This is a genomic window from Methylosinus sp. is20ea (genome assembly GCF_059718135.1).
The window spans coordinates 3,159,489-3,180,888 of sequence record NZ_AP046088.1 but is presented as its reverse complement, the minus strand read 5'-3'; the positions used below and the strand labels follow the sequence as shown (position 1 = coordinate 3,180,888).

Below are 21,400 nucleotides of genomic sequence, written 5' to 3'. Positions count from 1 at the left end.
CGCCGCCCGGCCGGGCCGCGCCTGTCCGACACGCCCGCCACGGCGGATATTTGGCGTCGGCGCGGCCGCCCGCCGAGCCCGCGCGAGCGCGCAGGCGCGGCGAAGGGCGCGCGACGCCGCCGTTCCGTCTCCCCGAGAAACCTGTCATCGCTCTGAACAACAACGCATATCATGAAAGACCACGGGCGACGGAGCGGCGCGGGCGGCGCGGCGCTTACGATTATTAGGCGTCGTCAGGGTTAAGAGAGCGTTGACGCGGGCGACGGCGGAGCAAAACCGTTAGCCATGGAGGAAAGTAAGGAGCGGGCGGGGCCGCGGAAAGGCGCGGTCGTTGATCTCGACGCGCCCCTCGCCGACCGCCCTTCCCCGACAGAACCGCCAGTCGGCCTGTAAGCCGGGTTCTGTATGGCGCGGTCGGGTTTCCCTCCCCGCGCGCGATGGCCATTCCTCTGGGACGGCAATTGCTTGCCGCCTCTAGCGACCAACCCGGGCGACGGCCCGGAGACGGGCCGGGAAATATCGCTATTTCCAGTCGCCCCTATTCGGTCTTGCTCCCGGCGGGGCTTGCCGTGCCTCGAACGTCGCCGCCCGAGCGGTGCGCTCTTACCGCACCCTTTCACCCTTACCGCGAGCCCGAGGGTCGCGGCGGTTTGCTTTCTGTGGCGCTTTCCCTGGGGTCGCCCCCGCCGGACATTATCCGGCGCCGTGTCTCCGTGGAGCCCGGACTTTCCTCTGCCCCGAAAGACAGCGGCCATCCAGCCGACTGGCTGAGGAGGGAATAGGGAGCCTGGGCGAGAAGGTCAAGACGGGGCCAAAAGCCGCGAGCCGATGGACCGCGCGGCGGCCTGTGTCAGTAGAATCCCTTATGAATCCGTTACCTGCCGGCCTCTGCGGCGCCGCGCCGCGCGCCTTTTCGGGGAAAACAGGGGTCGCCCGCTTGCATGCGACACGACCCTCACGGCAAAAAGGACTATCGTCCGGGCCAGTCGGACCCATCGGCCGAAGAAGGCCGCAGCGGAGCGAATGTCGAGGTTGGCGACAGCGGTGAAACAGGATGCGATACGTGTGGTCGTCTCGGGCATGGGCGCCGTCTCGGCCGCCGGCGTCGGGGCGCCGCCTCTTTGGGAGGCGGCTCGCGACGGCCGATGCCAGGTCCGCCCGCTGAAGCTCGAGCGCCCCTATGGCGGGCGCATCAAAATCGCCGCGCAAGTGCCCGATTTCGACCCCCTCGCCTATCTCGAGCCGCAGATCCTGCCCTATTGCGACCCCTTCACCCAATATGCCGTCGTCGCCGCCGACGAGGCCATGGCGCAGGCGGGCTTCGCCCGCAAGGACATCGGCGGGCCGCGGACGGCCGTCGTCATCGGCTCCGGAATAGGCGGCTCCAAGACGATCGACGACGAGGCCTATAAGGAATATCAGACGCGCGAGCGCGCCGATCCGCTGACCGTGCCGCGCCTCATCCCCAGCGCGGCGCCGACGATGATCGGCATGCGCTTTTCCTGCAATGGGCCGACCTTCGCCATCGCCAGCGCCTGCTCATCGGCGAGCCAGGCGATCGGCGTCGGCCTGCAGATGATCCGCTCCGGCGCGGTCGATCGCGCCATCGTCGGCGGGGCGGAGGCGGCCGTCATCAATGGCTCGCTTCGCTCCTGGGAGGCATTGCGCGTGCTGACGCCCGATTGCTGCCGGCCCTTCTCGGCGGGACGCAACGGCATAGTGCTCGGCGAGGGCGCGGCGATCTTCGTGCTGGAGACCGAGGCGCTGGCGCGCCAAAGGGGCCACGAGCCTTTGTGCGAGCTCGCCGGCTATGGCACGACGAGCGACGCCTTCGATCCGCTGCGGCCCAATGTCGAGGGCCCCTCCGCCGCCATGCGGCAAGCGCTCGATGACGCCCGGCTCGGGCCGGACGATATCGACTATCTCAACGCCCATGGCACGGGCACCTACGCCAATGACATCACCGAGTCGGAGGCGATATTGCGCGTCTTCGGCGAGCGCGGCGCGCGTCTGCCGGTCTCCTCGACCAAGCCGATCCACGGTCATGCGCTGGGCTCCTCCGGCGCGCTGGAGCTCGCCATCACGATTTTCGCGCTGCGCGCGCAGCTCGCCCCGCCGACGATTCATTTCAAGGGGCCGGACCCCAAATGCCCGATCGACCCGGTGCCGCACGAGGCGCGGCGCGTCCATATCCGCGCGGCCATGTCCAATTCCTTCGCCTTCGGCGGCATTAATGCGGTGCTGGTGGTGCGGCGGGCGTAACGATCACACCGCGAGAAATCGCTCGACCTCTCGCCAAAACACGTCAGGCGCTTCATCGGCGACGAAATGCCCGCTTTCCTCGACGATGATCGAGGAGAGCGCGCTCGCCTGCGGGCGCAACGCCTCGGCGAGCCGGCTCCCGACGCCATGACGGCCGGCGATCGCCAGCACCGGCATGTCCAGCCGGCGGTCCGCCAGCCGCTGCACGAGCAGCGCATCCTCGGGCAGCGCGCGATAATAGTCGAAGCCGGCGGTCATGCCGCCCGGCGTCGCATAATGGCGGGCGAATTCTGCTATCGCCGTCGCGCTCACCGCATCCTCGCGAAACGACCACGCCCGGATTTGCGCGGCGATATAGTCCCTCTCGCGCCCCTGCGTCAGCAGCTCGGGAATATCACGCGCCATGTGAAACCCATAGTGCCAAGCGCCGCCGCGCCGCGCGTCCATATTCTCGGTTCCCGGCACGAGGCAGTCGACGAGAACGAGCCTCTCCACCTTCTCGGGGTGGAGAAGCGCGAGCACATAAGCCGCCTTGCCGCCCATGTCATGGCCGATCACATGGGCCTGGCCGCCCGCTGCGCGATCGATGAGCGTGGCGATATCTTCGGCGATGCTGCGCTTGTCATAGCCGGAGGCCGGACGCGCCGACAAGCCGAGCCCGCGCAGATCGGGCGCGATGACGGTGAAGCGACCTGCGAGCCGCTCCATCGTCGCGCGCCAGGCGAACCACGTCTGCGGCCAGCCATGGAGCAGCACGATCGGCCGCCCCGAGCCGAGCACGACATGATGCAGCCGCAGGCCGTCGACATCGAGAAAGCGGCTTTCCGCCCCCTCCGGCAAAAGCCCCGCGCCGCTCGCCTGCGCGTGCGCAAAACCCTGCGCCGCGGCGGCTCCGGCGACGGCCAGAAATGCGCGTCGGTCGATCGTCATCACCTCTCCCCCAATGAAATCGTCGCGCAAGAGAGTTGCCGATCGGCTGTCATGCGTCTATCGACTGGGATGACAAGATTACCATAACCAATGGTTATGCATGGACGTCGCCGCCGCCCTCCGCGCTTTTGTCCGCATCGTCGAGCGCGGCTCGATGACGGCGGCCGCCGCCGATCTCGGCGTGTCGCAGCCGGCCGTCAGCAAGCTGCTGCGCAATCTCGAGGCGCATGCAGGGGCGCGCCTCTTCGAGCGCGGCCCGCGCGCGCTGCGCCCGACCGCCCAGGGCCTCGCGCTCTATGAGGCGGCCGGCGGCCCGCTCGCGGCCATAGACGCAGCGCTCGAGGGGCTTCGCGGCGACGCCGCCGCGATCTGCGGCCAATTGCGCCTGCACGGCCCGAGCTGCGTCGGCGAAGGCCATTTATTTCGCGTCGTGATGGCGTTTCAGGATGCGCATCCTTCCGTCGCCGTGACGCTCTCCCTCGAAAATCGCGCGGTCGATCTCATCTTCGAGAATATCGACGTCGCCCTGCGCATGGGACGGCCAAACGAGCAGGCGCTCATCCAAAAGCGCATCGGCTTCAGCCGGCGCATTCTCGTCGCCTCGCCCTCGTATCTCGCGCGCAGCGAACCTTTGCGCGATGTCGCCGATCTCACGACGCATGATCTCCTCGTGACCGACGCTTCGCTGCGCAATGGCGCGCTGCGCTTGCGCAAAGGCGACAATGTGGAAGATATTTGCGTGCGGCCCAAGCTGACCACAAATAGCGCGCAAGTTCTCGTCGAGGCGCTACGCGCCGGGCGCGGCGTCGCGACGGCGCAACTTCTGCTCGTCGCCGACGAGTTGCGCAGCGGCGCGCTGATCCGCGTCCTGCCCGATCACGAGATCGAGCCCAGTGAATTCTTCCTCGTCTATAGCTCGACGAAATTTCTGCGTCCCGTGGTTCGCGCTTTCGTGGATTTCGCCGCGCCGGCGCTGCGCCGCATCGAGGGGATTTTCTGAGCCGCCGCACTCTTCCCGATCGCGCGGGCGCTATAATCACACCAAACGCCCGACAACAGAAAGCAAGACCACTCATGGCCACTGTCACCCTGCTCACCGACGACGCGCTCTCGCCCGAAGCCCGCGCCGTTTTCGACGATATTCGCGCGACGCGCAAAAGCGATTTCGTCAATAATTTCTGGCGCGCGCTGGCGCATGATCCGGTCACGCTGAAGCGCACATGGGAGAGCATAAAGGCGGTGATGGGACCGGGCGTATTGGACCCGAAGATGAAGGAGATGCTCTATATCGCCGTCTCCATCGCGCATGGCTGCTCCTATTGCATCCATTCGCACACGGCGAGCGCCCGCGCCAAGGGCATGACGGAAGCGGAGTTCAACGAGCTGTTGGCGATCGTCGGCATGGCCTCGGAGACCAACCGCCTTGTCACCGCGCTCGGCGTGGAGGTGGATGCGGAATATGAGGTGAAGTGAGGGCGAAAACCTCGATAACCGGCGACGGTGGTTGCTCCAACTCGATTTTGCGGCCGTTCTCGACCGTCAAAGGCATATAGCTCGAGATCACCGACAGCACGACATTCCCGAGGTCCGTTTCGCTTGCGACGCCGCCCTTTTGGTTGTCGACATGCGCCATGCTCGGCAATTGTTCGACGTTCGTGCGAATGCGACGGGCGTCTCTCTTTACGTCTCGCCTGAATGTCGCATCGTCGGAATTGGCGATATGCGCGCGCGATATCGTGATCGGCGTGCGCAATCCATGCGCCGCATCGGCGAGAAGCGATGTCGCCGGGCGATGGCTTCGTCGACGCGCGCGAGCGCATGATTCGCCGCCTCGACGAAAGGCGCGATTTCGGGAGGAAGGTTCGCGGATGGAAGGCGCTCCTTCCGTTCGCCATAGCGGCTCCCTCCGACGCTCTGTCTCGTCTGGGCAGACGCTGAAGAAACCGTCGGCGCGACCGGCGCGTATCGCGGAAAATCAAGTGGCGCGCGTTCAAGCGACTTTCCTCTTGCCGACACGGCCCTTCGCGACATAATGTCGTTATGTCGACGCCAGTGGACATAACGACAGGAGAAGGTCGTGACGGAAGACAAAATCTATAACGTGCTCTTTCTCTGCACCGGCAATTCGGCGCGCTCGATCATCGCCGAGGCGATCCTCGAGCGGGTGGGCGCCGGTCGATTCAAGGCCTATAGCGCGGGGTCGCGGCCGAAAGGCGAGGTCAACCCATATGCGGTGGCGATATTGGAGAAATCGGGCTTCAAGGCGGACGGCTATCGCTCGAAGAGCTGGAGCGAATTCGCCGAACCCGGCGCGCCGCCGCTCGATTTCGTCTTCACCGTCTGCGACGACGCCGCGAAGGAAGAGTGCCCCTATTGGCCCGGCCAGCCGATGACGGCGCATTGGGGCCTGCCGGACCCCGCCGCCGTCGAAGGGACAGAGGTCGAAAAGCATCTGGCCTTCGCGGACGCGTTCCGCATGCTCGACAACCGCATTTCCATCTTCGCCTCTTTGCCGATGAAGGGCCTGGACAAGCTCTCCTTGCAGAAGCGGCTCGAGGAGATCGGCAAGGCGAAACCCGTCGACGGCGCCGCCTGAGCGCCCGCGGCCTGCCGACGCCCTTTCGTCGAGACATAGCGAAATATCGACAAATGGGCTATCTTTCACCGAGGACGGCGATGATCCGCGCCGGCCGGGCGGAGGAAGAGAATTGGCGGAAGATCGGCTCGCCGCGGAGGTGATCGTCGGCATTTTCGAGGCCCTGGCGCAGACGACGCGGCTCGAGGCCTATCGCCTGCTGCTGCGCTATCTTCCCTATGGACTGCCGGCGGGCGACATCGCCCGCCTGCTGGCCGTGCCGCACAATACTTTGTCGACCCATATCGCCCATCTCGAGCGCGCCGGCCTCGTGCTCGGACGACGCGAGGGGCGCTCGGTCATCTACGCCGCCAATTCCAGCAAATTGGGCCATGTGCTCACGACGATGCTGGCCGATCTCGGCGCATCGCTCGACGATGTCGCGCTTCCGGCTCTCGCCGCGCCCGCCTTTCCGCAGAAACGTCCGAAAGCGGCGGGCAAGCGGGTCCGCAATGTTCTGTTTCTCTGCTCGGGCAACGCCGCGCGCTCCATTCTGGCGGAGGCGATCCTGAACCGAGAGGGCGGCGACCGCTTTTGCGCTTATTCGGCGGGCAGCCGACCCGCCGAGCGGCCCGATCCGATCGGCCTGGAACTGCTGTCGTCGCTCGGCTATGACACGCGCGCGTTTCGGTCCAAGAGCTGGAAGGAATTCACCAAGCCAGATGCGCCGCGCATGGATTTCGTCATCACCCTCTGCGACGACATATGCGAGCAGCCCTGCGGCCCCTGGCCGCGCAATGCGCTGCTGGCGCATTGGGGCGTCGCCGATCCGGCTCTGCCGAAGGGCGACGATGCGCAGAAGCGCGCCGCCTTCATGGAAGCCTATCGCCGCCTCGGCGCGCGGCTGACGGCCTTCGTCAATCTGCCCTTCGAGTCATTGGACCGGGCCGCTCTGAAGAGCCGTCTCGCCGACATTGCGACGATGGAGGGGGCGACGGAGCTGGCGGTGAATAATGCGGCGTGAATGTGGATGTGGTGGTAATGATTTCCACAAGGCGCCAGGAGCGCACGTCGGTCGCCCATCCATTCGAGGACCGCATCATGTCTCATAAGTGGTGGCGAACCGGGACGATCTATCAAATCTATCCGCGATCCTTTCAGGACTCGAACGACGACGGGATCGGCGATCTCGATGGCGTATGCGGTCGGCTCGACTATTTGGAATGGCTGGGCGTCGACGCCATTTGGCTATCGCCCTTCTATCCCTCACCCATGCGCGACTTCGGCTACGACGTCACCGATCATTGCGACGTCGATCCGATGTTCGGCTCGCTCACGAGCTTCGATCGGCTCGTCGAAGAAGCGCATGCGCGCCGCTTGAAGGTGATCGTCGACCTGGTTCCGAATCACACCTCGATCGATCACCCCTGGTTTCGCGACAGCAGGCGATCGCGGTCCGATCCGAAGCGCGACTGGTACATCTGGCGCGATCCGGCGCCGGACGGCGGACCGCCCAACAATTGGCTCAGCCATTTCGGCGGCAGCGCTTGGACATGGGACACGTGCGCGCAGCAATACTTCTACCACGCCTATCTCGCCGAGCAGCCGGATTTGAATTGGCGCAACCCGCAGGTTCGGGCGGCGATGCAGGAGGTGATGCGGTTCTGGCTGCGGCGCGGTGTGGACGGGTTTCGCGTCGATGTGATCTGGCATTTGATGAAAGACGCGGCGTTTCGCGACAATCCGCACAATCCCGCCTGGACGGCGAGCGATCCCGAGATCGACCGCCTTCTACCGATCTACTCCGCCGACCAGCCGGAGGTGCACGACGTCGTCGCCGAGATGCGGCGCGTCGTCGACGAGTTCGAGGACCGTGTGTTGATCGGCGAGGTCTATCTACCCCTCGATCGGCTGGTCGCATATTACGGCGAAAATCTGCAAGGAGCCCATCTCCCCTTCAATTTCTCGCTGCTGACTGCGCGCTGGAGCGCGCGCGAGCTGTCCGAGGTGATCGAAACATATGAGGCCGCGTTGCCTGCAGGCGCATGGCCGAATTGGGTCTCGAGCAATCACGACAGACCACGCGTCGCCACCCGCGTCGGAGCGGAGCGCGTCCGCCTCGCGGCCATGCTGCTGCTGACGCTGCGCGGAACGCCTACGCTCTATTACGGCGACGAGCTCGGCATTGGACATGTCGAGATTGCGCCCGAAAGAGTTCAAGATCCGTGGGAGAAGCAGGAGCCCGGCATAGGCGTCGGCCGCGATCCGTCGCGAACCCCGATGCAGTGGGACGCAGGCGAATTCGCCGGCTTCTCGACGAGAGAGCCGTGGCTCCCGCTTACGGCGGATCACGCTGCGCGCAACATCGCGACGATGCGCCGCGACGAGACGTCGCTTCTCGTTTTGGTGAGGCGACTGCTTCATTTCAGACGCGAGCACGTTGCGCTGCACAGCGGCGGCTGGCGTCTGATGTCCGGCGCGGACGAAGACGTCCTCCTATATGAACGCGCCGCGGATCGTGAGCGCATGCTCATAGCTCTGAATCTCGGCCAGCGGGCGTCGGATCTTAGAATCCCACAGCCGACGAGCGCCGAGGTCGCAATCTCGACGCATGCCGATCGCGAAAGGCGTCCCGTGGAGTCTAGGCTCGAACTTCGTCCCTATGAAGGGATCATCGTCACTTTCAGTGGCGGTGCGCATAGCGGGCGTCGCGCCTAGGCCGGTTTTCCATGCCGATCAGGCTGTTCGGCGAAATGACCGAAATGGCTCACAAGCCGAAATTCGCCGCGCCCCACTATGCCGCGCCTTGACGTCCCCTATAATTCAAATATATTGGAACTATGGAAAAGACATCCGCCATCACGGCCCTCGTGGCGCTCGCCCACGAGTCCCGGCTCGATATCTTCCGGCTGCTGATGCAGGCCGGCCCCGAGGGGCTTCCGGCGGGACAAATCAGCGAGCGGCTCGGGCTTCCGGCGACGACGCTGTCGTTCCACCTCAATCAGCTCAAGCACGCCGATCTCGTAACCTTCCGCCGCGAGGGCCGATCCTTGATCTATTCGGCCGCCTATCCCGTCATGAACGCGCTGCTCGCCTATCTCACGGAGAATTGCTGCAAGGGCGACGCCGCCGCTTGCTGCGTCACAGAAGCCGATGCGAGCTGCCAGACCGAGAGGGTTCCATGAAGCGCCTGCATCTACATGTGTCCGTCGAGGACCTACCGCGATCCATCCATTTCTACAGCGCGCTGTTCGGCGCCGCGCCGACGGTCGCAAAGCCCGATTACGCCAAATGGATGCTCGACGATCCGCGCGTGAATTTCGCCATTTCCGCGCGGGGCGCGAGCCCCGGATTGGAGCATCTCGGCATTCAGGTCGAAACCACGGACGAGCTGCAAGACGTCTATGGACGCCTGAAGCAGGCCGGCGGCCTCGTCTATGAAGAGGGCGCGACGACCTGCTGCTATGCGAAGTCGGAAAAATCCTGGATCGCCGACCCGCAGGGGTTGATGTGGGAGACCTTCCTGACAACCGGCGAGAGCGCGGTCTTTGGCGGCGATCCAGCGCTGGACGCGCTGAAGGGCGAGGCGAACGCCTGCTGCGCGCCGACGACGCCGCAAGGCGAATGCTGTCCGCCGAAGCCGGAACTTCCCGCAAAGGCGCCGTGCTGCGGCGCGAAGGAGAGCGCATGAGCGCGCCCGATGTGATCGTCTATCACAATCCCGATTGCGGAACCTCGCGCAACACGCTCGGCCTCATCCGCAACGCCGGCATAGAGCCGCATGTGATCGAATATTTGAAGACGCCGCCGACGCGCGCGCTGCTGGCGCAGCTGATCGCGCGAATGGGGATATCGACGCGGGCGCTGCTGCGGGAAAAGGGGACGCCCTATCACGAGCTCGGCCTCGGCGATCCGACGCTGACCGACGAGCGCTTGCTCGACGCGATGATGGCGCATCCGATCCTCATCAATCGGCCGATCGTCGTCACCTCTATGGGCGTGAGGCTGTGCCGTCCATCGGAGGCGGTTCTGGACATTCTGCCGCTGCCGCAACGCGGGGAGTTCCGCAAGGAGGACGGCGAGCTGGTCGGCGTTCCTCGCCTTCTGGAATTGGCGGGGCGCTCCGGCGAAGCCGCCTGATATTTTACCGAAAGGACGTCCGATGGAATTGCGCGCAACTCCGGCCGCCATGGAGCCCGACCAAAGCAAAGCCGCCGCGGCTCCCGCCATGGGCGTCTTCGAGCGCTATCTGACGCTATGGGTGGCGCTCTGCATCATCGTCGGCATCGCGCTCGGCCAGACGGCGCCTTCCGTCTTCCACGCCATCGGCGCGGCGACGGTCGCGCAAGTGAATCTCCCGGTCGCGGCGCTGGTGTGGCTGATGATCATCCCCATGCTGCTGAAGATCGACCCCGCCGCGCTGGCTAAGGTGCGCGAGCATTGGCGCGGCATCGCCGTCACGGTCGGCATCAATTGGCTCGTCAAGCCCTTCTCTATGGCGCTGCTCGGCTGGCTGTTCATCGCGCATCTGTTCCGGCCCTATTTGCCGGCCGATCAGATCGACGCCTATATCGCCGGCCTCATTCTACTGGCGGCTGCGCCCTGCACGGCGATGGTCTTCGTCTGGTCCAACCTCGTCGACGGCGAGCCGCATTTCACTTTGTCGCAAGTCGCGCTCAACGACACGATCATGATCGTCGCTTTCGCGCCCCTCGTCGCTCTGCTGCTCGGCCTGTCGTCGATCACCGTGCCTTGGGGCACGCTGCTGCTGTCGGTCGGCCTCTATATCGTCGCGCCGGTGATCGCATCGCAGCTCTGGCGGCGCGCGCTGCTGGCGAAGGGCGGCGCTGCTGCGCTGGCTGCGACGCTGCGCGTGCTCGGCCCGCTCTCGCTCGTCGCTCTGCTGCTGACGCTCGTCATTCTGTTCGGCCTACAGGGCGAGGAGATCATGCGTCAGCCGCTGGTCATCGCGCTGCTCGCCACGCCGATCCTGATTCAGGTCTATTTCAACGCCGGCCTCGCCTATCTCCTCAATCGCCGCCTCGGCGTCGAATGGTGCGTCGCCGGGCCTTCGGCGCTGATCGGCGCCAGCAATTTCTTCGAGCTGGCCGTCGCGACGGCGATCGCTTTGTTCGGCTTCCAATCGGGCGCGGCGCTCGCGACCGTGGTCGGCGTGCTGGTCGAGGTGCCCGTCATGCTCTCCGTCGTCCATATCGTCCGCCGCTCGCGGGCATGGTACGAAAGCGCCGGCGCCGCGCGCGCTCGAGCGACAATCGGAAAAATCGGATAAACGAGCTGGAAGTCGCAAAGGCGAAAGCAACGACGGCAGCGGCGCGAATAGCGCCGCCTGTGGTTCAGGCGAGATCGTATTCGTAGCGCAAATAGCCCGCTTCCTCTCGCGTCGTGGCGCGAAGGCCGGGCGCCTCGGCGAGACGGCGGGCAGCCGCCGGCGCGGAGTCGAAAGCGACAGTGACGCGACGACCGAGCGGCGCGAAGGACCAGGGTTTCGCATCGGGAATGGAGCCGCCCCCGCGCAGGAAGCGCTCGACGGCGTCGCGATTGGAATCGGGCGCGCGCAGCACGACGTTTCGTCCATCGAGGCCCGGAAACTTGCCGCCGCCATCGGCCCGGTAATTGTTCGTCACGACGATGAATTCCTGCGCGGGATCGACCGCGCGGCCGGCGTAGCGCAGATCGACGATGCGCGTGGCGTCAGGCCGCAGATTGCCGCTGGAATCGTAGCGCGCCAGCGCCGAGACGTCGATGCGATAGTCGAGGCCGGCTATGACATCGAAATTGTAGGACGGCGTGCGACGATCGAACAGCAGCTGCGGCCCTGCCGCGTCGCGATCGACGCGGCGGAACACGCGCGCCGCGCATTCCAGCCATTCGCGCAGCACGGCGCCCGTCACGCGCACGGCGACGAGCGCATTGGGATAGGGGTAGATGTCGGCGACATGCCGCAGCGCCACAGGGCCGGGGTCGAGATCGATATAGGAGTCGGGCGTGTAGCCCGCCCGAAACGGCGCGACGGCGGAGAGCAGCGGAAGCCCCGCATGAGGCGTCCCCTCGAGTAGCGGGCGCGCATAGGCCAGCTGCGCCGCATTGACGAGCGCCCCGACGGGATCGATTCCGATCCAGACGAAATAGGAGAAGAGCGGGGACGCTATCTCGCCGATCGGCTGATCGACCCAGCGTCGCGTCGCCTCGTGCTCGGGCGCGACGATCGACGCGATCGCGGGATCGGCTTCGGCGAGCGGGGTGATTTTTGCGGCCTCGCGCTTGTAGATCGGCCGCGCTTCCGTCCGAAACCGATCGACGGTCCAGCGCTCGCCGTCGCGCGCGAGCGTGAGATCGATGACGCCGAGATGGCTGCCCCAGAAGCCCGGCATCACCGCAGGGACTCCGGCGAGCGTCCCGCGCTCGGCGTCGACGCCCTCGACGCCGGCGTAATCGGGACCGGGAAAGACGCGATGCGCGTGTCCCATCATGATCGCGTCGACGCCGGGAACAGCGGCGATCTGAAGACAGGCGTTCTCTGCGCCGGCCGCGGCGCGGGCGTCGATCCCGGAATGGCAGAGCGCAACCAGAATATCGCATTGCGCGCGCAGAATGGGCACATATCGGCGCGCCGCGGCCACCATGTCGCCGCACCGCAGGCGACCTTCGAGATGGGCCCTGTCCCAGATCATGATCTGCGGCGGCGCGAGGCCGATGACGCCGATCCGCAATTCATGCGAGACGCCGCCGTCATCCATGAGCCGCCGCGTGAGAATGCGGAAGGGCGGCAGAAAAGCCGCGCCATCGGCGCGCTCGATATTGGCGCCGATATAGGGGAAGGCAGCGCCGGCGAGCGAGCGCTCGAGGAAGTCCAATCCGAAGTTGAATTCGTGATTGCCCGGCGTCGCCGCATCATAGCGCATGTGATTCATCGCGCGGAAGACAGGATGCGCGCCAGAGGCAAGGTCCCCCTGCCGCGCGACATAGTCGCCGAGCGGGCTGCCCTGGAGAAGATCGCCATTATCGAAAAGCAGCGCATTTTGCGCTTGCGCGCGCGCCTCTGCTATGAGGCTCGCGATCTTGCTCAGTCCGACGGTCGGGTCCGGCCGCGCATGATAATAATCCCAGTCCAGCACGAACATGTGCAGGTCCGAGGTCTCGAGCAGATGCAGCTCGACGCGCGGCGCGGCGCGCGCAATGGTGGGAAAGCCCACGGCGAGCGCCGCGCTGCCGGCCAGAAGCTCGCGTCGCGTGATCGGCATGGGCGTTTCCCTCTTTGGCTCGCGCCTTCCTATTCGGCAGCCGCCGGCAGCCTGTCGCGCGTCGCGGCGAGCAGCGCGCTCTTGAAGCCGTCGATGATGACGTCGGCCTGTCGATGCAGCAGATTATGGGCGATCAGCCCGACGAGCGCCGTGCCGATGCCGACCGCCGTGGCGACGAGCGCAGCGGCGATGCCGCGGCTCACCGCAGCGGGATCGGAGACGCCGCCGGACGACAGAGCGTTGAACGTGTCCATTATGCCGAGGATCGTGCCGAGCAAGCCGAGCAGCGGCGCCGCGGTGACGATGGTGTCGAGCATCCACAGGCGCGCGCTGATCTTGGCGTCGACCCGGATGAACAACGCCGAGGACAGATCCTCGACGCGGGCGCGGGTGCAGCCGGGCTCATTCTGCGCGGCGACATATTCGGCGAAGCTGCGGCTGAGCTCATCATCGCCGAAAGGTTTCGGCGTCGTCGAGGTTCCGAGCGCATGGGCTTTTATCGCGGCGCTGATCTTGCGGGAGCGCAGCGCCAGCATAGCGTAATAGACGAGCCGCTCGATGAGCACGAAGGCGAGCAGAATCAGGCATCCGTAGAGGATGTCGATGCAGACCTCGTGGAAGAAGGCGTGATCGATCTGCATGGTCAAAAGCCCATCGAGAAGGTCGCCGTCGCCGAGAAGCCCTGGCCGACGTAATAGGTCGGCGCGCTGGCGGCGACCACATTGCCATACAGTCCGACAGTCGGCAGCGCATTGTTCTTCACGCTATTGGGACCGGTCAGCGAATGCGTGTTGGTGATGTTGTAGAGGTTGACGCGCAGCTCCGGCTTCTTGCCGAAGGCGATGTCGTCGAAGCGATAGCCGACCATGGCGTCGATACGGGCGTAGGGCGAGATGGATTCGTCGTTCATGAAGGTCGAATATTGCCGGCTCGTCACCTTGGCGGCCAGATTGCCGAGAATATGGCCGTCGTCATAGTCGACGCCGAGCGCGCCGGTCCAGGTGGGGGAATTCGGCAGATGCTTGCCCTTGGTCGGCAGGAAGTCGTTGATCGACGAGATGGGCGAACCGGCCGGCGTCGTGCCCGAAGTCGACAGATTGTCGAGAATGCGCGTCTGCAGGTAATTGGCCGAGAGATAGGGCCGGAAATTATAGATCGGCCGCGTGCCGATCTCCGCCGCGACGCCCCAGAGATCGACCGCGCCGGCGTTGATCGTGGTGCTCACCGAGGAGCTGGAGTTCGGCAGGAACACGGAGGTGCTGATCTGATGATTCTCGTAATGCGAGCCATAGAGAGACACCGACGTGGCGAACAGCGGGCTCTGATAGCGATGGCCGAGCTCGACGGTGACCGCCTTTTCCGGGGCGAGACGATTGGCCGGCGTCAGCGCGCCGCTGCTGGTGTTCACCGTGTCGGCGAGCGCGAAATTCGGCGTCGAGCGGAAGGAGGTGCCGACCGAGCCGAAGACCTGGTGGTAATCCCAGAACTTGTAGCGAAAGCCGGCCTGCGGCAGAGCGACGAGATCGCTCTGTGTGTTGAGCGGCGTCACGCCGGGCAGGAAATTATAGACCGAGCGATGGATGGACGCGACCTTCACGCCCGACTCGATCGTCAGCTTGTCGTCGAGCAACGACCAAGTGTCGCTGACGAAGCCCGTATTGGTGATCGTTTGCGTCAAGAGATCACGAAACTGCGGCGCGCCGACGCCCGGAATGGTGATCGCGCCGGAGTCGATATAGGGATCGGCGACCGAGCCGTCGGCGTTGAGGAAAGCGTAAGGAGCAGTCTGGCGGTGGTTCGCATATTCGAACCAATAGCCGAGCATCAGCTTGTGATCGCCGAGATCGAAGGTGAATTTGTTGACGAGGCCCGGGCGAAGCGTCTCGGTGATCGAGGGATTATAGTACATCCCCTTGTCGTTCTTGGTGACGACGCCGTTGTTGTTCCAATCCGCCGCGCCGATGTTGAAGCGTCCGTAATTGAAGGACGTCTCCGTCACCGAGGTCACGCCGCCGCCGTTTCCGTAGCCGTACCAGAAATAGGGAATGGCGTCATAGGTGACGTCCTTGCTGATCGTGAAGGTCGAAGGCGCGCTGACGATCAGATTGCGGAACGGGTTGATGCGCCATTTGTAATAGAGATTCGCCTGATTGGCGGAGCGGTCCCAGGCGCCCGGCGGCGAGCCGGCCGGAGGGACGAAGTAGGACAAGGGCAGCGCGTTATTGTAGCCGACCGACCTCGCGCCGAGCGTATTGTAGCTGCCGAGCGTCGGATATTGATAGAAATTGTTCAGCGCGTCGTTGAAGATCACCGAGAGGCCGATGCGATTGCCCTGGCTCGGCTCCCACACGCCTTTGAAGTCGACATGCTGGCGCTCGTTCGCGCCGGGACCGGACCAATGATTCTCCGTGTAATGCGAATAGGACACATAGGCGCGGAAATCGCCGATCTGGCCTGTCTCCGCGCGCGCGAACTCACGGGTCAGGCTGTGCATGCCGTAGGAGAAATCGACGAAGCCGCCGCGCGTCTTCGAGGGATCGCGCATATAGATGTTGATGACGCCGCCAGAGGCGCCGATGTGCGGGCTGTCGAGATCGGGCGAGCCTTGCGCGATCGAGATCTGCTCTATGTTCTCGCTATCGACATATTCCTGCGGATAGAGCGCGTAATTGCCCGAGTCGTTGACCGGCATGCCCTCGATGGTGAGGCCGAGCTGATCGCTGTTGTAGCCGCGGATACGTATGTTGCCGCCATTGAGGCCGGAATTGTCGGTGCTGGTGATGACGACGCCCGGCAGGAGATTGATCATCTGATAGGGATTGGCGGTCGGCGACATTTTGGCGATAGCGTCGCGCGTCACTGTCGAACGCGTCTTCACCGCTTCTTCCTCGATCATATAGCCGCCGCCCAAATCCTGGCGGTTGACGCCGTCCGGCGCCGGCGCGGCTGCGCCATTACCATAAATGTCGACGCGGCCGAAGTCGGTCGGCGCCGCGGTGAGACCGCTCTGCGAACGGCTGTCATGCGCGGGCTTTTGCGGCTCCTGCGCCGATTGCGCCAGAGCGAGGGTCGGCGTCGAGGCGCCGGCGAGCAGGGCGAGCGTGAGGACACGGAACTTCATCAGAAGACCTCTGTTGCGAACTATCTCGGGTGGAAGACGACGACGCCGCTGAGCGCGCCGCCGCCGGCCGAAGAGGCGCAGGCGACGGCGCGGGAACGCGCGGCGGAATCGAGGATCGGTGAGCCGGAGCTGCTGGTGACGGAGGCCGAGCCGCCCGAGATCGCTATGCCGACGGAGCCCGAAGGCTTTTGCAGCCGCGCGTCCTTGGACGTCGGATAGGGCGCGCCGGCGAGACAGGCGCGGAAGGCGGAGACATTGCCGGAAGCGCGCGAGCTTCGCTCGGCCGCGGCGGCTTCGCCCCGCCGCGCGGCGGCAGGCTTCTCGCGCGCTACACGTTTCGAATCGGCCTTGGACTCGTCGCTGCGTTCCTTGCGCGGACGCTCTTCTGCTTTCGGCTGCGGCTTTTCGGGCTTTTGCGGCTTCGGTCGCGCCGCGACCGGCGCAGGCGCGTCGCTCGGCGGCGGCGTCTCCTCGAGCGTCTGCGGCTGCGGCGCGTCTATGGGCGTCTCTTGAAGCGGCTCCGGCGGAGGCGGCTCGGACGCTTCTGTCTCGACCGGCAGATCGAGCGCGATCTCCATCGTCGGCGCGCCTGGATCGGCCGGCGAGACCAGATTTGTCTCAGGCGCCATCGTCAGCGCCAGAGCGAGCAGCGTCAGCGCGCCGGCGAGGCCGGCGGCGTTGCTCGCGACGTCGAGCCTGTCCATCGCCAGTCTGGCCCGCACTATTGCGGCCTCGTGACGATGGAGGCGCTCGCGACTTTCGCCGCCTTGAGCGCGTCCAGGACCGAGACGAGACTTTGAAGTCCCGCGCCTTCGTCGCCGCTGATGACGACGGCGAGCGGCTTGTCCTCGCTCGCGAGGCCGCGCAGGCGCTCGGGAAGCTCGGATAGCGAGATCGGCCGGCCGTCGAGAAAGGTGTCGCCGGCGCGATCGATGCCGATCGTCACGCGTGTGCGCTCGACGACCTTGTCCGGATGAGCAGAGCTCGGCGGCGTGACTTTGAGCCCGAGCGCCGGAAGCACATTGATGCTGATCAAAACGAAGAAGACCAGCAGGAACATCATCACGTCGATCATCGGAATAATTTCGATGCGCGCGTGTCTCTCGCGGCGCTCCGGCCAATTCCGCATTCGACGAGCTCCCTAGGTAGTTATCGACTTCGAACTACTCATGAGGGTGCGTTTGATTCAAATTCATGACTAGAAAAGTCACCTGACATTCAAAAATACGACGTCTTTTCGCCTTAATTTGCCCACGACCCCAGCATTGCCTAGGGACAAATACGTATACGCACGATTGTTGCGCTTCTGCCACAGGCGCGGTGAAATCGAACCTGCGCGCACTTGCCTCATGCTCGACGCGGCGCTCCGAACGCCAACGGCGGAGCGGCGCGACCGAAGGTCACTCGCGGCGAGTCGGCGATAAGCGCTCCCGTCCGCCGGCGCGCGAACCGACGGCGAATAAGCTGCGGTGATGTATTCTCGACCACACGCTCAAGGCCGCGAGCGCCGCTCAATGAGGCGGCATCCAAATCCACAAAGGCGGCGCGCCGGCGAAGTGAACGTCCTGGAGGATCGTTTCATCCGCGACACCGTTCGGCTTGAGATAGACGAAATAATTATCGCTTCGCTGAAAGATATCGTCCTTCGGCGTGCTTTCCGGACTGACGAGCATATCGTTGGTGAAACGGACATGCATGTAATGCGGCAGGAGCTCGGTGAATTTCGTGATGCGCGTTTCCAGTGTGAACCGATAGAGCTGCCGACCGGTGACTTTCAGAACGGAAGCGGTCGCATCGGCGATCGGCGCGAGCGACGCTTCTTGCCAACCGCTTCCCACCTGAACGAAGGTCCGGACGCTCGGCGACATGACGTAGATCGGGGGATCCCGCTTGGTGTTTTCCAGATAGATCGTCACCTCGTAGCGATCGCCGCCGAGGCTGGTGATCGAGGCGATCTCGCTCCTCAGCGTCGATGTCGCCAATTCTTCGAGAGCGGCGAGACGCGCACGATGCGCCTCGATCTCGAATTGCTGATATCGCGCGCCCCCTGCATTCGAGAGAAAAACGCCGCCGAAGAGGATGGCGACCATAACGCACGTGCGTCCGACCGCTATCCAGAGTGCGCGACGGAAGCGGGCGCGCGCGAGAGGCGGCGCCGGGCCGTGCAATCGCCGAGCGAGCGCGTGTAACGCTTCGAGATCGTCGCGCGGCCGCACGCAATGCGGACTGACGGACGCGAAAGCCTTACGCGCTGCTGTCACGCTCGGAGTGAGGTCAGCAGCGCGTGTGGCCGCCTGGCGGTCGAGATCAGCAACCATCCGCTGTCGGATCAAACCGTTCGGCGATTGTCCGACTTCAGCGCGTCGAGCGTCCGCTCGCGCTGCAACTTGATTTCCTTGGTGAGCGCGATGGGACTCGAACCCATGACCCTCTGATTAAAAGTCAGGATTTTTGCCAAGACGCGGGCAGGCAAATCAGGACGCGACTGCTCAAAATATCTTCGTATTTCGCTTGCAAACATGGCTATTGTCCCGTAGTGTCTCAGACACGGGGTAACATCGCAAGACGCGCCATTTTCGTTACCCTCATACTACCCTGCACACATTGGGTAACACACTCGGGGGCATTCATGGCGAAGGACCTCACCGTCAAGGCGCTCGAAAACCTGAAGCCCGGCGCGACCCGGCGCGAAGTCCCGGACGGCCACACACGCGGGCTCTTCTATGTGCTGCAACCTTCCGGCGCCGCCTCTTGGGCGTATCGCTATCGGATGCACGGGAAACCGAAAAAGCTGACGATCGGCCCCTACCCTCACATCGATCTCAGGTCGGCGCGCGAGCTCGCTGGCGACGCCGCGAAGACAGTCGCGCGCGGCGAGGACCCGGCCGCCGCCAAGCAGGCCGCCAAGGCGGCGGCCCGCGCGGCTGTCGAGAGTGACCGCGACCGCGTCGAGAACGTCGTCGAGAGCTTCGTCGACCGCTACGCCAAGAAGCAGACCCGCGAGTCGAGCTGGAAAGAGACCGAGCGCCTTCTCAATAAGGAGATCGTCGGGGCTTGGCGTGGCAAACGCCTTTCTTCGATTGGCCGGGCCGACGTTCACGACCTCCTCGATAAGATCATCGACCGGGGCGCGCCGATCGTCGCGAACCGGACGCTCGCGGCGCTGCGCCGCATGTGCTCTTGGGCAGTCGAGCGCGGTATCATCGAAGCATCGCCGTGCGAGAAGGTGCGCGCTCCGGCCGGGGAGACGAGCCGCGACCGCGTGCTGACTGATGGCGAGCTAAGGCTCGCTTGGAAAGCCTTCGACGCCATTGGCTGGCCTTTTGGCCCGCTGGCGAAGCTCCTCCTATTGACTGGCGCTCGCCGAGACGAGGTAGGCGAAATGCGTTGGTCGGAGGTCGACCTCGCCGGCAAGCTGTGGACGATTCCAAAGGAGCGCGCGAAGAACGGCGCCGCCCATGAAGTCCCGCTGTCGGAGGCCGCCGTCACTATCCTGAAGAGCCTTCCGAAGATCGAAGGCGACAAGGAAGCGCCCGGCTACGTCTTCACGACCACGGGAAAGACGCCGGTCTCCGGCTTTAGCCGGGCGAAGGAGCAATTCGACGCCGCCATTCTCGAGGCCATGCAAAAGGCCGCGGCCGACCCGGAAAAGGTGAAGGCGCCCGAGCGCTGGACGCTTCACGACCTGCGCCGGACGGCCGCCAGCGGCATGGCGGGGCTCGGCATTCCGCCGCACGTCGTCGAGGCCGTGCTCAACCACAAGAGCGGAACGATCAAGGGCGTCGCGGCCGTTTACAACCGCTACTCCTACGGCGCCGAGAAACGCCAAGCGCTCGACGCATGGGCGCGGCGCGTCGACACGATCGTCTCAGATAAGCCGGCCGGAAACGTCGTCGAGCTGGCAAAGGCGAGGGCTTGAATGATGACGACGCCCGACGCGAACGACCGTCAAGAGACGCTAGATCGAATAAAAATCTGGTACGAGCAGACCGGAAATCCTCTTTATGTTTGGGAGGCAATAGCGCGTTGTCTTCACACCGACGAAGAACCGCGGTTTCCCGATTGGTGCCTCGACTATCTTCGAGACGCCGCGAAAAATCTTTATCAACTATCGTGCGGTATTGATTTTCGAGAACCGCGCAAGTCACCCGCACGAAAAATAGGCTCTGACGACGCTTTTAAATTGGTAGCGAACGCGCTCTCAATTGCTTCGCAAGGAAAGAAAAACGCATTTTCTGCTCTTTTGAATGATCGCGACGATATGCGGCTTGGTATCCGATCGCGAGACAATGATATCGCGCCGAGCAATCTCGTTATCGGGCGCCATGCGTCGGACAAGACGGTAGCTAGAAAGACCGCGCGCGGGAAGCGCCTTATGGGAGTCAAGCCCAAAACTTCATAGAGAAGTATTAAGGATGCATCCAGCAATTTCGGGATTTAGTTGAATAGCCATCGTCACTCCGAGACGGGGCTTGAAATGTCCAACATTCCCGAATTTCCCACTCCGATCCGTCTTCGCGGCCGGCTCTTTTTCCGCCGCCGTGACCTCGAGGCCTACAAGCGCGCGCTCCTCATTGCGCATGGTTTGATGAAGGCCGACGAGCCGATGCGCGAGCCCGAGGTCGAGGAGCTTGTGAACGCCGAACAGGCGTCCAAGGAACTCGGCTTCGGCCGCCGCACGATCGGCCGTCGCGTCGCCGGCAAGAAGATCGAGGAGGCCGCCGCGTAATGGCCTCCACGAAAAAACCCGGCTCGCTGGTGACGGGCCGGGTCTCAAATTCGGTTGTCGGTTTGCGCTCGACCCCGAATGAAATAGCCAAAACATCGGCCGAAGTCCACGAAATTCGAGTGCGCTTCCTCTCGCGCCGGTTCCGCCTCTCGCCGATCGCCGCGAGCTTCGTCGCCGGCCTCTGCTATGGGGAGGCGCGCGGATGACCACCATCATCGATTTCGCAGCGGCGCGGGCCGAGCGCGAACAGCTCATGATCGCCGTCGCCGGCCTCCTCGACGAGAACTGCGCCCACCCGACCGCTGACAGCGTGGCGATCTTCGGCGCCGAGGTGCGGCACTGGAATGAGACGCGGCCGGACATGTTCTATTCGGACATCGTCCCGGCAAAGTCTCATGGCTCGGCGCTCGCGTGGGCGACGGAACTTTTCAGCGCGATTCCCGGATGGCGCGACGCTCTCTTTGGAGGGACGCGCACATGACGACGCCCCCTCTCCTCCTCCTCCTCGAGGGCCGCAAGCC

The 21,400-nt window shown here is 64.5% G+C and carries 25 protein-coding genes and 1 other RNA gene; 16 read left to right on the top strand and 10 right to left on the bottom strand.

The genetic code is table 11. The annotated features are described in order from the left end of the window. Window positions 1-374: 374 nt before the first annotated feature. Window positions 375-767: RNase P RNA component class A (rnpB, locus tag AC6IY7_RS15005), an RNA gene on the bottom strand. 256 nt (window positions 768-1,023) lie between these two features. Between rnpB and AC6IY7_RS15000 the strand changes: the two genes are divergently transcribed. Then, window positions 1,024-2,262: a beta-ketoacyl-[acyl-carrier-protein] synthase family protein gene (locus tag AC6IY7_RS15000; RefSeq protein WP_497780213.1), complete on the top strand. Its 1,239-nt coding sequence runs from the start codon at window positions 1,024-1,026 to the stop codon at window positions 2,260-2,262. Between the two features lie 3 nt (window positions 2,263-2,265). Here AC6IY7_RS15000 and AC6IY7_RS14995 read toward each other — a convergent pair whose 3' ends face one another. Next, window positions 2,266-3,192: an alpha/beta fold hydrolase gene (locus AC6IY7_RS14995; RefSeq protein ID WP_497780212.1), complete on the bottom strand. Its 927-nt coding sequence runs from the start codon at window positions 3,190-3,192 to the stop codon at window positions 2,266-2,268. 100 nt (window positions 3,193-3,292) lie between these two features. Between AC6IY7_RS14995 and AC6IY7_RS14990 the strand changes: the two genes are divergently transcribed. Together AC6IY7_RS14990 and AC6IY7_RS14985 are read left to right on the top strand one after the other, a co-directional pair. Beyond that, window positions 3,293-4,192, top strand: a complete 900-nt coding sequence (locus tag AC6IY7_RS14990) for a LysR family transcriptional regulator (RefSeq protein WP_497780211.1) — start codon at window positions 3,293-3,295, stop codon at window positions 4,190-4,192. Window positions 4,193-4,266: 74 nt separating this feature from the next. Further along, window positions 4,267-4,665, top strand: a complete 399-nt coding sequence (locus AC6IY7_RS14985; RefSeq protein ID WP_497780210.1) for a carboxymuconolactone decarboxylase family protein — start codon at window positions 4,267-4,269, stop codon at window positions 4,663-4,665. On the opposite strand, the gene AC6IY7_RS14980 is transcribed toward AC6IY7_RS14985, so the two are convergent. Continuing rightward, entirely contained in the window at window positions 4,619-4,945 is a 327-nt protein-coding gene (locus AC6IY7_RS14980; protein ID WP_497780209.1) for a hypothetical protein, read from the bottom strand. The two genes, AC6IY7_RS14985 and AC6IY7_RS14980, sit on opposite strands and share 47 nt — an antisense overlap. 324 nt (window positions 4,946-5,269) lie before the next feature. On the opposite strand from AC6IY7_RS14980, the gene AC6IY7_RS14975 reads away from it, so the two are divergent. The 7 genes from AC6IY7_RS14975 to arsB all read left to right on the top strand — a co-directional run bounded on the left by AC6IY7_RS14975 (window position 5,270) and on the right by arsB (window position 11,057). Continuing rightward, on the top strand, window positions 5,270-5,788 hold the full coding sequence (locus AC6IY7_RS14975) for an arsenate reductase ArsC (protein WP_497780208.1): 519 nt from the start codon (window positions 5,270-5,272) through the stop codon (window positions 5,786-5,788). A 112-nt stretch (window positions 5,789-5,900) separates the two neighbouring features. Continuing rightward, window positions 5,901-6,791 carry an arsenate reductase/protein-tyrosine-phosphatase family protein gene (locus tag AC6IY7_RS14970; protein WP_497780207.1) on the top strand — a complete coding sequence of 297 codons (891 nt, stop codon included), beginning with the start codon at window positions 5,901-5,903 and terminating at the stop codon, window positions 6,789-6,791. Between the two features lie 77 nt (window positions 6,792-6,868). Continuing rightward, complete coding sequence (locus AC6IY7_RS14965; protein ID WP_497780206.1) at window positions 6,869-8,485, top strand: alpha-amylase family glycosyl hydrolase; 1,617 nt, start codon at window positions 6,869-6,871, stop codon at window positions 8,483-8,485. Window positions 8,486-8,607: 122 nt separating this feature from the next. Then, window positions 8,608-8,952 (top strand): ArsR/SmtB family transcription factor, encoded by a 345-nt coding sequence (locus AC6IY7_RS14960; RefSeq protein WP_497780205.1) that lies wholly within the window; start codon window positions 8,608-8,610, stop codon window positions 8,950-8,952. After that, window positions 8,949-9,458 carry an ArsI/CadI family heavy metal resistance metalloenzyme gene (locus AC6IY7_RS14955; RefSeq protein ID WP_497780204.1) on the top strand — a complete coding sequence of 170 codons (510 nt, stop codon included), beginning with the start codon at window positions 8,949-8,951 and terminating at the stop codon, window positions 9,456-9,458. Before AC6IY7_RS14960 ends, AC6IY7_RS14955 begins: the two co-directional genes overlap by 4 nt. Beyond that, window positions 9,455-9,907, top strand: a complete 453-nt coding sequence (arsC, locus tag AC6IY7_RS14950) for an arsenate reductase (glutaredoxin) (RefSeq protein ID WP_497780203.1) — start codon at window positions 9,455-9,457, stop codon at window positions 9,905-9,907. Before AC6IY7_RS14955 ends, arsC begins: the two co-directional genes overlap by 4 nt. A gap of 88 nt (window positions 9,908-9,995) precedes the next feature. Continuing rightward, window positions 9,996-11,057, top strand: a complete 1,062-nt coding sequence (gene arsB / locus AC6IY7_RS14945; RefSeq protein ID WP_497782855.1) for an ACR3 family arsenite efflux transporter — start codon at window positions 9,996-9,998, stop codon at window positions 11,055-11,057. 64 nt (window positions 11,058-11,121) lie between these two features. On the opposite strand, the gene AC6IY7_RS14940 is transcribed toward arsB, so the two are convergent. From AC6IY7_RS14940 to AC6IY7_RS14915, 6 genes are all read right to left on the bottom strand, one after another. After that, window positions 11,122-13,029, bottom strand: a complete 1,908-nt coding sequence (locus tag AC6IY7_RS14940; RefSeq protein WP_497780202.1) for a bifunctional 2',3'-cyclic-nucleotide 2'-phosphodiesterase/3'-nucleotidase — start codon at window positions 13,027-13,029, stop codon at window positions 11,122-11,124. 29 nt (window positions 13,030-13,058) lie between these two features. After that, window positions 13,059-13,670, bottom strand: a complete 612-nt coding sequence (locus AC6IY7_RS14935; RefSeq protein WP_497780201.1) for a MotA/TolQ/ExbB proton channel family protein — start codon at window positions 13,668-13,670, stop codon at window positions 13,059-13,061. 2 nt (window positions 13,671-13,672) lie between these two features. Beyond that, the gene (locus AC6IY7_RS14930; RefSeq protein ID WP_497780200.1) at window positions 13,673-16,150 is read right to left on the bottom strand and encodes a TonB-dependent receptor; all 2,478 of its coding nucleotides are present in this window, start codon (window positions 16,148-16,150) and stop codon (window positions 13,673-13,675) included. 20 nt (window positions 16,151-16,170) lie between these two features. Then, complete coding sequence (locus AC6IY7_RS14925) at window positions 16,171-16,872, bottom strand: hypothetical protein (RefSeq protein WP_497780199.1); 702 nt, start codon at window positions 16,870-16,872, stop codon at window positions 16,171-16,173. After that, on the bottom strand, window positions 16,872-17,279 hold the full coding sequence (locus AC6IY7_RS14920; protein WP_497780198.1) for an ExbD/TolR family protein: 408 nt from the start codon (window positions 17,277-17,279) through the stop codon (window positions 16,872-16,874). Before AC6IY7_RS14920 ends, AC6IY7_RS14925 begins: the two co-directional genes overlap by 1 nt. 382 nt (window positions 17,280-17,661) lie before the next feature. Further along, window positions 17,662-18,066, bottom strand: a complete 405-nt coding sequence (locus AC6IY7_RS14915; RefSeq protein ID WP_497780197.1) for a hypothetical protein — start codon at window positions 18,064-18,066, stop codon at window positions 17,662-17,664. Window positions 18,067-18,159: 93 nt separating this feature from the next. Between AC6IY7_RS14915 and AC6IY7_RS14910 the strand changes: the two genes are divergently transcribed. Continuing rightward, the gene (locus tag AC6IY7_RS14910; RefSeq protein ID WP_497780196.1) at window positions 18,160-18,339 is read left to right on the top strand and encodes a hypothetical protein; all 180 of its coding nucleotides are present in this window, start codon (window positions 18,160-18,162) and stop codon (window positions 18,337-18,339) included. A gap of 140 nt (window positions 18,340-18,479) precedes the next feature. Here the strand turns inward: AC6IY7_RS14910 and AC6IY7_RS14905 are convergent, their stop codons facing one another. Then, window positions 18,480-18,671, bottom strand: coding sequence for a hypothetical protein (locus AC6IY7_RS14905; protein ID WP_497780195.1), 192 nt, complete (start codon window positions 18,669-18,671; stop codon window positions 18,480-18,482). 108 nt (window positions 18,672-18,779) lie between these two features. Between AC6IY7_RS14905 and AC6IY7_RS14900 the strand changes: the two genes are divergently transcribed. The 5 genes from AC6IY7_RS14900 (at window position 18,780) to AC6IY7_RS14880 (ending at window position 21,360) form a co-directional block, all read left to right on the top strand. Next, window positions 18,780-20,069 (top strand): tyrosine-type recombinase/integrase, encoded by a 1,290-nt coding sequence (locus AC6IY7_RS14900; RefSeq protein WP_497780194.1) that lies wholly within the window; start codon window positions 18,780-18,782, stop codon window positions 20,067-20,069. After that, window positions 20,070-20,552, top strand: a complete 483-nt coding sequence (locus AC6IY7_RS14895; RefSeq protein ID WP_497780193.1) for a hypothetical protein — start codon at window positions 20,070-20,072, stop codon at window positions 20,550-20,552. It begins immediately after the preceding gene. 75 nt (window positions 20,553-20,627) lie between these two features. After that, window positions 20,628-20,879: a hypothetical protein gene (locus tag AC6IY7_RS14890; protein ID WP_497780192.1), complete on the top strand. Its 252-nt coding sequence runs from the start codon at window positions 20,628-20,630 to the stop codon at window positions 20,877-20,879. Then, window positions 20,879-21,085, top strand: coding sequence for a hypothetical protein (locus tag AC6IY7_RS14885; RefSeq protein ID WP_497780191.1), 207 nt, complete (start codon window positions 20,879-20,881; stop codon window positions 21,083-21,085). Before AC6IY7_RS14890 ends, AC6IY7_RS14885 begins: the two co-directional genes overlap by 1 nt. Then, complete coding sequence (locus AC6IY7_RS14880; RefSeq protein ID WP_497780190.1) at window positions 21,082-21,360, top strand: hypothetical protein; 279 nt, start codon at window positions 21,082-21,084, stop codon at window positions 21,358-21,360. The genes AC6IY7_RS14885 and AC6IY7_RS14880 overlap by 4 nt, the downstream gene beginning before the upstream one ends. Window positions 21,361-21,400: the final 40 nt, after the last annotated feature.

Excerpts from the sequence above, each read along its gene's own strand:
- AC6IY7_RS15000 (WP_497780213.1), top strand. The coding sequence starts at position 1,024 with ATGTCGAGGTTGGCGACAGCGGTGAAACAGGATGCGATACGTGTGGTC.
- AC6IY7_RS14995 (WP_497780212.1), bottom strand. The coding sequence starts at position 3,192 with ATGACGATCGACCGACGCGCATTTCTGGCCGTCGCCGGAGCCGCCGCG.
- AC6IY7_RS14990 (WP_497780211.1), top strand. The coding sequence starts at position 3,293 with ATGGACGTCGCCGCCGCCCTCCGCGCTTTTGTCCGCATCGTCGAGCGC.
- AC6IY7_RS14985 (WP_497780210.1), top strand. The coding sequence starts at position 4,267 with ATGGCCACTGTCACCCTGCTCACCGACGACGCGCTCTCGCCCGAAGCC.
- AC6IY7_RS14965 (WP_497780206.1), top strand. The coding sequence starts at position 6,869 with ATGTCTCATAAGTGGTGGCGAACCGGGACGATCTATCAAATCTATCCG.
- AC6IY7_RS14960 (WP_497780205.1), top strand. The coding sequence starts at position 8,608 with ATGGAAAAGACATCCGCCATCACGGCCCTCGTGGCGCTCGCCCACGAG.
- AC6IY7_RS14955 (WP_497780204.1), top strand. The coding sequence starts at position 8,949 with ATGAAGCGCCTGCATCTACATGTGTCCGTCGAGGACCTACCGCGATCC.
- arsC (WP_497780203.1), top strand. The coding sequence starts at position 9,455 with ATGAGCGCGCCCGATGTGATCGTCTATCACAATCCCGATTGCGGAACC.
- arsB (WP_497782855.1), top strand. The coding sequence starts at position 9,996 with ATGGGCGTCTTCGAGCGCTATCTGACGCTATGGGTGGCGCTCTGCATC.
- AC6IY7_RS14940 (WP_497780202.1), bottom strand. The coding sequence starts at position 13,029 with ATGCCGATCACGCGACGCGAGCTTCTGGCCGGCAGCGCGGCGCTCGCC.
- AC6IY7_RS14935 (WP_497780201.1), bottom strand. The coding sequence starts at position 13,670 with ATGCAGATCGATCACGCCTTCTTCCACGAGGTCTGCATCGACATCCTC.
- AC6IY7_RS14930 (WP_497780200.1), bottom strand. The coding sequence starts at position 16,150 with ATGAAGTTCCGTGTCCTCACGCTCGCCCTGCTCGCCGGCGCCTCGACG.
- AC6IY7_RS14920 (WP_497780198.1), bottom strand. The coding sequence starts at position 17,279 with ATGCGGAATTGGCCGGAGCGCCGCGAGAGACACGCGCGCATCGAAATT.
- AC6IY7_RS14910 (WP_497780196.1), top strand. The coding sequence starts at position 18,160 with ATGCGCCTCGATCTCGAATTGCTGATATCGCGCGCCCCCTGCATTCGA.
- AC6IY7_RS14905 (WP_497780195.1), bottom strand. The coding sequence starts at position 18,671 with ATGTTTGCAAGCGAAATACGAAGATATTTTGAGCAGTCGCGTCCTGAT.
- AC6IY7_RS14900 (WP_497780194.1), top strand. The coding sequence starts at position 18,780 with ATGGCGAAGGACCTCACCGTCAAGGCGCTCGAAAACCTGAAGCCCGGC.
- AC6IY7_RS14895 (WP_497780193.1), top strand. The coding sequence starts at position 20,070 with ATGATGACGACGCCCGACGCGAACGACCGTCAAGAGACGCTAGATCGA.
- AC6IY7_RS14890 (WP_497780192.1), top strand. The coding sequence starts at position 20,628 with ATGTCCAACATTCCCGAATTTCCCACTCCGATCCGTCTTCGCGGCCGG.
- AC6IY7_RS14885 (WP_497780191.1), top strand. The coding sequence starts at position 20,879 with ATGGCCTCCACGAAAAAACCCGGCTCGCTGGTGACGGGCCGGGTCTCA.
- AC6IY7_RS14880 (WP_497780190.1), top strand. The coding sequence starts at position 21,082 with ATGACCACCATCATCGATTTCGCAGCGGCGCGGGCCGAGCGCGAACAG.